Annotated in this window: 6 protein-coding genes; 3 read left to right on the top strand and 3 right to left on the bottom strand. The window is 65.5% G+C overall.

The genetic code is table 11. From position 1 onward, the window contains the following. Positions 1-96 precede the first annotated feature (96 nt). The 3 genes from SPR01S_RS20170 to SPR01S_RS20180 all read right to left on the bottom strand — a co-directional run bounded on the left by SPR01S_RS20170 (position 97) and on the right by SPR01S_RS20180 (position 3188). Positions 97-1296, bottom strand: coding sequence for an aspartate aminotransferase family protein (locus tag SPR01S_RS20170; RefSeq protein WP_066593407.1), 1200 nt, complete (start codon positions 1294-1296; stop codon positions 97-99). A gap of 256 nt (positions 1297-1552) precedes the next feature. Next, the gene (locus SPR01S_RS20175; protein ID WP_066593396.1) at positions 1553-2257 is read right to left on the bottom strand and encodes a hypothetical protein; all 705 of its coding nucleotides are present in this window, start codon (positions 2255-2257) and stop codon (positions 1553-1555) included. Between the two features lie 121 nt (positions 2258-2378). Continuing rightward, positions 2379-3188 (bottom strand): ABC transporter permease, encoded by an 810-nt coding sequence (locus SPR01S_RS20180; RefSeq protein WP_066593410.1) that lies wholly within the window; start codon positions 3186-3188, stop codon positions 2379-2381. A gap of 107 nt (positions 3189-3295) precedes the next feature. Here SPR01S_RS20180 and SPR01S_RS20185 point away from each other — a divergent pair, with 107 nt between their 5' ends. The 3 genes from SPR01S_RS20185 (at position 3296) to SPR01S_RS20195 (ending at position 7449) form a co-directional block, all read left to right on the top strand. Then, entirely contained in the window at positions 3296-3967 is a 672-nt protein-coding gene (locus SPR01S_RS20185) for a GcrA family cell cycle regulator (RefSeq protein ID WP_066593399.1), read from the top strand. A 141-nt stretch (positions 3968-4108) separates the two neighbouring features. After that, positions 4109-6091 (top strand): DNA topoisomerase IV subunit B, encoded by a 1983-nt coding sequence (parE, locus tag SPR01S_RS20190; protein WP_066593401.1) that lies wholly within the window; start codon positions 4109-4111, stop codon positions 6089-6091. 50 nt (positions 6092-6141) lie between these two features. Beyond that, positions 6142-7449 carry a serine hydrolase gene (locus SPR01S_RS20195; protein ID WP_169803477.1) on the top strand — a complete coding sequence of 436 codons (1308 nt, stop codon included), beginning with the start codon at positions 6142-6144 and terminating at the stop codon, positions 7447-7449. Positions 7450-7576: the final 127 nt, after the last annotated feature.

The raw sequence follows: 7576 nt of genomic DNA on the forward strand, positions 1-7576 counted from the left end.
ATGTCCCGTCCTCGCCGCTGTGCGGCTGCGGCCCCTCCACCGGCTTCGCCGGTCCCCCTCCCCAAGCAAGCTCGGGGAGGAATGGGGTCAGCCCCTTCACGCCGCCTGCGCGGCCGCGGCGTAGGTCCGCGCGCCCTCGCTCAGCCGCTCGATGCATTCGGCGATATGGCTTTCATCGATCACCAAAGGCGGCAGCACGCGGAACACGTTCTCGCCCGCCGCGACCGTCAACAGCCCGTGATGGTCGCGCAGATGCGCGACGAAGTCGCGGCTGACCGCCGGCTCCTTCATCTTGATGCCGAGCATCAGGCCCTTGCCGCGAATTTCCTCGAACAGGGTATCGTGGTTCGGGATGAGCTGCTCGAATGCCGCACGCAGGCGGTCGCCCATCGCGGTGACCTGCTCGAGGAAGCCCGGCTCGAGCATCACGTCGAGCACTGCCTGGCCCGCCGCCATCGCCAGCGGGTTGCCGCCATAGGTCGACCCGTGCGTGCCGATTACCATGCCCTTGGCTGCTTCCTCGGTCGCGAGGCAGGCGCCGAGCGGGAAGCCGTTTCCGATCCCCTTGGCCACCGTCATGATGTCGGGCGTGATGCCGTAATGCTCGTACGCCCACATCTTGCCAGTGCGGCCATAACCGCACTGGATCTCGTCGAGGATCAGTAACAGGCCATGTTCGTCGCAGGCCTTGCGCAGGCCCTGGATGAATTCGGGCGTGCCCGCGGTCATGCCGCCCTCTCCCTGCACCGTCTCGACCAGGAAGCCGGCGGTCTCGTCGTCGATCAGCGCCAGCGCACCTTCGAGGTCGTTGAACTTCGCATAGTTGAAGCCCGGCAGCAGCGGCTCGAACCCGTCGCGCATCTTGGGCTGGTCGGTCGCGCTGATCGCGCCGAGCGAGCGGCCGTGGAACGCATTCTTGAAGGTGATCAGCTTGTAGCGCTCGGGATTGCCGTTGACGTCGTGATAGCGGCGCGCGGTCTTGATCGCGCATTCGATCGCCTCGACCCCGGAATTGGTGAAGAACACCGTGTCGGCGAAGCTGTTGTCGACGATGCGCTGCGCCAGCGCTTCGCCCTGCGGGCTGCCGTAAAGGTTCGACACATGCATCAGGGTCGCGACTTGATCCTGCACCGCCTTGATGAAATGCTCGTTGCTATGGCCGAGCGCGTTGACCGCGATCCCGGCGGCGAAATCGAGATAGCGCTCGCCGCGCTCGCCGATCAGATAGCACCCCTCGCCTCGGACCGGACGCACCCCGCACCGTGGATAGACGGGCATGAGCGGAGTGATGGTCACGGCGATGGCCTCCTTCAGTTGCAAAAAAGCAAAAAGGGCGGCCCATCCGGACCGCCCGGAGCGGGCATTTACTTGGTAGCGCCACGGAGCGTCAACACCGCCCGAGCGAATAGGCCATGACATGGGTTGGGTAGGTCATGCCCAAGGTGCATGACGACCGGCTCGCGCCCGACCCTAAAGGGCTAAGCCGAGGCGGATGGCCCGATAGCGCAACAAAAGGCGGGCGGCGGATAAACCGCCCGCTGTCGATCAGCTTTTAATTGCGGGGGCGGTAAATGCCGTCGTCCGGCGGCTGAATAGTGTCACCGTCCTGCCGGTTGGCATCGTCATAGCTCTGGTCGTCGTTGGACGGCTCCGTGGTTCTATACGACTCGTCGGCCGGCGGTGGCGCGCGGTCGGTATCGTAATTCTCCGGCGCAGCACGGCCGGAATCGTAGGACGGTGACGTACGATCAGGATCGTTCGTGCTGGGCGAAGGGCGATACGCATCATCCGGCGCGGACGAATGAGGCCGGTCGTCATCGTCGCCGGGCGCGCGCGGGGCGCTGTCATAGCCACCCTGGGGCGTCGCACGATAAGCGGGCGGATAGTCCGTCGATCGGCCGCGATAGGCGTACTCACCGTTCGAGTCGCCGCGCGCTTCGCGCAGATCGCGTAGCAGCGCAAAGGTACGCCGGGTCACGTCGCGGCGCATATCGCCATCGTCATCGCTTTGGGCACGGCGATCGAGCCGCGCCAGTTCGTCGGCTTGTTCGCGCAGATTGCTCGCCTGATCGTCCGAAATCTCGCCACGGCGCTGGGCGGCATCGATCATCGAGCGGATCTGATAGGGCCTCGGCACAGCATGACGAGCATAGCCGTTGCCGTAACTGCTCGAGTAATCGGGATCATAGGATTGCGCCGTCGCGGGCGCCGCGCTCAGCATGGCGAGGCTCGCCGCCGATATCAGCAGAATGCGCATTACACCGGAACTCCACAGGGTCGGATCTTAACGCGCAATAGCGGAGCGATGTTGCGCGCAGGCTGAACGGCAGCGTCAGCCAGGGTTCAGTCAAATCCAGTCGGCGGACCGGAAGACCCCTTCAGGATTTGATCTTCCAGCCCTTGTTGAGCAGCCAATAGCAGGTCAACGCGAGGACGACGTCCAGGCCGAACACGACCGCGCTGCCGATCAGTACCGGCGAATCGGCGGTACCCAGGAACCCGTAGCGGAAGCCGGAGATGATGTAGAAGAACGGGTTCGCATGGCTGAAGGCTCGAAAAGCCGGTGCCAGGCGATCGACCGAATAGAAAGTGCCGGACAGCAGCCCCAGCGGCACGATGACGAAATTGGTCACCGCCGCGGCATGGTCGAACTTGTCCGCCCAGATCGAGGTCAACACGCCGAGCAGCGACAGGAACGCGGCCCCGAGAAAACCGAACCAGACCACAGCCCACAAATGCTGCGGCCAGACGCCGATGCCATAGAGCGCCATCGCCGCCCAGACGATGAAGCCGACAATGAACGCGCGGGTCATCGCCCCGCCGACCAACGCCGCGAGCAATTCCATCGTCGACAAAGGCGGCATCAGATAGTCGACGATCGTCCCCTGGATCTTGCCGACGAGCAGCGAGAAACTGGCATTGGCGAAGGCGGGACCCATCATTCCCTGGCTGATGATCAGGCCGGGCGCGATGAAATCGCCGAACGGGATATCGACACCGCCGACCTGAACCGGCCGTTTGGCGCCCGTCGCGACGGTGAAAACGACCAGAAACAGCAAGGTCGTGGCGGCCGGCGCCCAGATCGTTTGCAGGTGCACCTTGAAGAAACGGCGCACCTCCTTCACATAGAGGGTTCTCAGGCCACCCCAGTTCACGCTCCGGATCACCGGAACGCCGGGGGGTGCCATAGCAGTGATTTTCTCACCGGAAGTGGTGGGCGCGTCCATCGGCCACGCAGGTAGGCGCTGACGCGATGCCCCGCAACCGTTCCGGTGACGTTTTGGAAGGAATGTGAATGAGCTGGACCGACGACCGCATCGATACGCTGAGAACGATGTGGGAAAAGGGCATGACGGCGAGCCAGATCGCCGAAGCGCTGGGCGACGTCAGCCGCAACGCGGTGATCGGCAAGGCGCATCGTCTGGGCCTACAGTCGCGCCCGTCGCCGGTGAAGCCCAATGACGACAGCGTCTCGGCCGCCCCCGCGCCGGCGCCGGTCAAGAAGGCCGCTCCGCCTGTAGCAGAGGCGCCGCGCCCCGCGCCGGCTCCCGCTCCAGTCCCAGCGGCGCCGCCCGTCGCGGCGGCGATCCCCGCTGCGCCCGCCGCCCCTGCACCGGACGCCCCGCCCCAGCCGATCCTGCGCTCGGTCGGTCCCGGCGGCTTCGTGCGCCAAGCGCCCGGCGAGCAGCAGCCGCCGATCGCGCCCGCCCCGCCGCGCCGCCTCGTCCCAGCCAAGCCGTCGCCCGAAATCGCCGGGAAGACGAGCCTGCTCGATCTCAACGACAAGATCTGCAAATGGCCGCTGGGTCATCCGGGCGAGCCCGATTTCCATTTCTGCGGCGATAAGGTGAACCCCGGTTTCCCCTATTGCGTCGCGCATTGCGGCCACGCCTATCAGGCGCAGCTGCCCCGCCGCGATCGCCGCCCGCCGCCCCCGCTGCCGTTCGGCGGCCCGCGGGTTCGCTGACATCGCCGATTCGAACAGCGCCGCCGGTTCTCTCGGCGGCGTTTTTCGTTGAAGTCGCTCTGTGCTGCGCGTGACGACTACCCACAGGGGAAATGCCCGCTCCGCTTGCCGAGCGGTTGACGCGTCCTCTATACGTTCTCCATGTCCGAAGACCTGTTCGCTTCCTCAGGCAAGCCCAGCACCGAATACGACGCCTCCTCGATCGAAGTTCTCGAAGGACTCGAACCCGTGCGGCGCCGCCCGGGCATGTATGTCGGCGGCACCGACGAGCGCGCGATGCACCATCTCGCGGCCGAAGTGCTCGACAATTCTATGGACGAAGCGGTCGCCGGGCACGCGACCCGGATCGAGGTTACGCTGGATGCCGGCAACCGGCTGACCATCGTCGACAATGGTCGTGGCATGCCGGTCGACCCGCATCCGAAATTTCCCGACAAATCGGCGCTCGAGGTGATCCTCTCGATGCTCCATTCGGGCGGCAAATTCGACGGCAAGGCCTATGCGACCTCCGGTGGCCTGCACGGCGTCGGGATCAGCGTCGTCAACGCGCTGAGCGAGGACACCGTCATCGAGGTCGCGCGCAACCGCGAACTGTTCCGCCAGCGCTTCTCCAAGGGCCAGACGCTCGGTCCGCTCGAGAAGCTGGGGCCGACGCCCAACCGGCGCGGCACGTCGGTCGCCTTCACCCCCGACCCCGAGATTTTCGGACCCGAGCTGCATTTCAAGCCCGCACGCCTCTACAAACTGGCGCGCTCCAAGGCGTATCTGTTCGCCGGCGTCGAGATCCGCTGGAAATGCGCGCCCGAGGTCATCACCGACGACACGCCGGCCGAGGCGGTGTTCCAGTTTCCCGGCGGCCTCGCAGACCATTTGAAGGAACAGGTCGGCGGTCGCGAATGCGCCACCGCCAATTTCTTCTCGGGCAGCCAGGATTTCCCCGGCGAACAGCAGGGCCGCGTAGAGTGGGCGGTTGCCTGGCCGCTCTGGTCCGACGGCAGCTACAGCTGGTATTGCAACACCATCCCGACTCCCGATGGGGGCACGCATGAAGCTGGGCTGCGCGCCGCGCTGGTCCGCGGCATCCGCGCGTTCGGCGAACTGGTCGGGCAGAAGCGCGCCAAGGACATCACCGCCGACGACATCATGACCGGGTGCGAGCTGATGCTCTCGGTCTTCATCCGCGAGCCCCAATTCCAGAGCCAGACCAAGGACCGGCTGACCAGCCCCGAGGCGGCGACCATGGTCGAACGCGCGGTGCGCGACCATTTCGACCATTTCCTGTCGGACAATATGGACCGCGGCAAGGCGCTGCTGGGCTATGTCGTCGAGCGCATGGACGAGCGCCTGCGCCGCAAGCAGGAGCGCGAGGTCAAGCGTAAGTCGGCAACCTCGGGCCGCAAGCTGCGCCTGCCCGGCAAGCTGACCGACTGCTCGGCCGACGATCCCGTGGGCACCGAAATCTTTATCGTCGAAGGCGATTCGGCCGGCGGATCCGCCAAGCAGGCGCGCAACCGCAAGACCCAGGCGATCCTGCCGATCCGCGGCAAGATCCTGAACGTCGCCTCGGCAACCAGCGCCAAGATCTTCGCCAATCAGGAGATTGCCGACCTGGTCCAGGCGCTGGGTTGCGGCACGCGCAAGGATTGCGAGCCCGACAATCTGCGCTACGAACGCGTGATCATCATGACCGACGCCGATGTCGACGGCGCGCATATCGCGACGCTGCTGATGACCTTCTTCTTTCAGGAGATGCCGGACGTCGTGCGGCGCGGGCATCTCTATCTGGCGCAGCCGCCGCTCTATCGCCTGACCGCGGGAACAAAGAGCCTCTACGCGCGCGACGACGCGCATCGCGCCGAGCTCGAGGCCAAGGAGTTCAAGGGCAAGAAGGTCGAGGTCAGCCGGTTCAAGGGATTGGGCGAGATGAACCCCAACCAGCTCAAGGAAACGACGATGGACCCCGGCTCGCGCGGGCTGATCCGCATCACCTTGCCGCAGGAATATGAGGAGCGCGCGGGCGTGAAAGACCTGGTCGACCGGCTGATGGGCACCAATCCTGCGCACCGGTTCGCCTTTATTCAGGAAAATGCGGCCAGATTGGATGAAGAAGCGATCGACGCTTGATGGCGCGTCCGGCAAATCGGGCCGGGTTTTCTATGGAGGTGCGGTTCGACATGCGTAGCCTCGCCCTGCTCGCGCTTATCCTTGCCGTCCCCCATCCTGTGGGCGCCCAAACGGCTCCCCCGCCGGTCGCACCGGCCGCCGATCCGTCACTGACCGCGCGATCGCGCGAACTGATAGCGGTCGTCGCCGGCAGCGGCGATTTCAACGGCTATTTCGCGCCGAACTTCCGTGCCGCCATCCCGAAGGAAAAGTGGGACGCGGTCGTGGCTTCGATGACCGGCCAGATGGGGAAGCCGCTGGCAATCGACAGGCTGGCCCCAGTCACACCCTTCTCGGCCAATCTGCGCGTCCGCTTCGAGCGCGGTGTGGTCAATGCTCAGATCGCGATCGACCCGGCGCCGCCGCATCAGGTGGTTGGGCTGCTGTTCACCGGCCCGGAGATGGCGGGGGATACGCTCGACAAGCTCACCGCCGATCTTCGTTCGCTGCCGGGGACAACCGGGCTCGGTATCTATGCGCTCGGCGAGGATGCGCCCCGGCTGATAGCCGGAATCGCACCCGACAACACGCTCCCGCTCGGCTCCGCATTCAAGCTCTGGGTGCTTGGTGAGTTGGCGCGCGAGGTAAGGGCAGGCGACCGCAAGTGGAGCGATGTCGTGCCGATCGGGCCCGCCTCGCTGCCTTCGGGCATTACGCAGAACTGGCCGCCGGGCAGCCCTGTGACGATCCAGACGCTCGCCACCCTGATGATCTCGATCAGCGACAATACAGCGACCGACACGTTGGTGTCACTCGAAGGCGAACAACTCGATCGCTTCGTCACCCAAACCGGCGCGCCCGGTCTCGCGCCGGTGCTGACCACGAGGCAGATGTTTGCCCTGAAAAGCCCCGCAAATGCCGATCTCGCCTCGCAATGGGCAACGTCGCTTGAGCCCTCGGTGCGGCGCAAGCTGCTCGATACGAACGCCGCGCGGCTGCGGACCACGCCGGTCGATCCGGTGATGTTCGCGGGAACGCCGGCCAAGATCGATACGCTCGAATGGTTCGCCAGCCCCACCGACACCGCCCGTATGTTCGATTGGCTCCGCAAGGAGGGTGGCGAGACGGCCTTGTCGTTGCTGGCGGTCAATCCGGGAATCGATCCCAACACGCGGGCGGAATTCGATTATGTCGGGTTCAAGGGCGGGTCGGAACCGGGCGTCGTCACGCTCAATTTCCTGGTCAAGCGTAAGGACGGACGCTGGCTCGCGATCGCGGGCGGCTGGCATCGCGGTGACGCCGGGGTCGAGGAGGCGAGGTTCACGATGCTGATGACCCGGGCACTGGTGCTGCTTGCCGAGGCGCCGTTACCGAACTGACGGGCAACGTATTTCGGTCTCGGTACGGCAGTGCGGAAAGGGAAAAGTCCCTTCTCCCCTTGTGGGAGAAGGAGGGGCCCATTGCGTCAGCAATGGGAGGATGAGGGGGCGACCGCGCCGCGGTCGC

Source organism: Sphingomonas pruni NBRC 15498, assembly GCF_001598455.1.
Lineage (GTDB): Bacteria > Pseudomonadota > Alphaproteobacteria > Sphingomonadales > Sphingomonadaceae > Sphingomonas > Sphingomonas pruni.

Coding starts and splice junctions, on each gene's coding strand:
- SPR01S_RS20175 (WP_066593396.1), bottom strand. CDS start 2,257: ATGCGCATTCTGCTGATATCGGCGGCGAGCCTCGCCATGCTGAGCGCG.
- SPR01S_RS20180 (WP_066593410.1), bottom strand. CDS start 3,188: ATGGCACCCCCCGGCGTTCCGGTGATCCGGAGCGTGAACTGGGGTGGC.
- SPR01S_RS20185 (WP_066593399.1), top strand. CDS start 3,296: ATGAGCTGGACCGACGACCGCATCGATACGCTGAGAACGATGTGGGAA.
- parE (WP_066593401.1), top strand. CDS start 4,109: ATGTCCGAAGACCTGTTCGCTTCCTCAGGCAAGCCCAGCACCGAATAC.
- SPR01S_RS20195 (WP_169803477.1), top strand. CDS start 6,142: ATGCGTAGCCTCGCCCTGCTCGCGCTTATCCTTGCCGTCCCCCATCCT.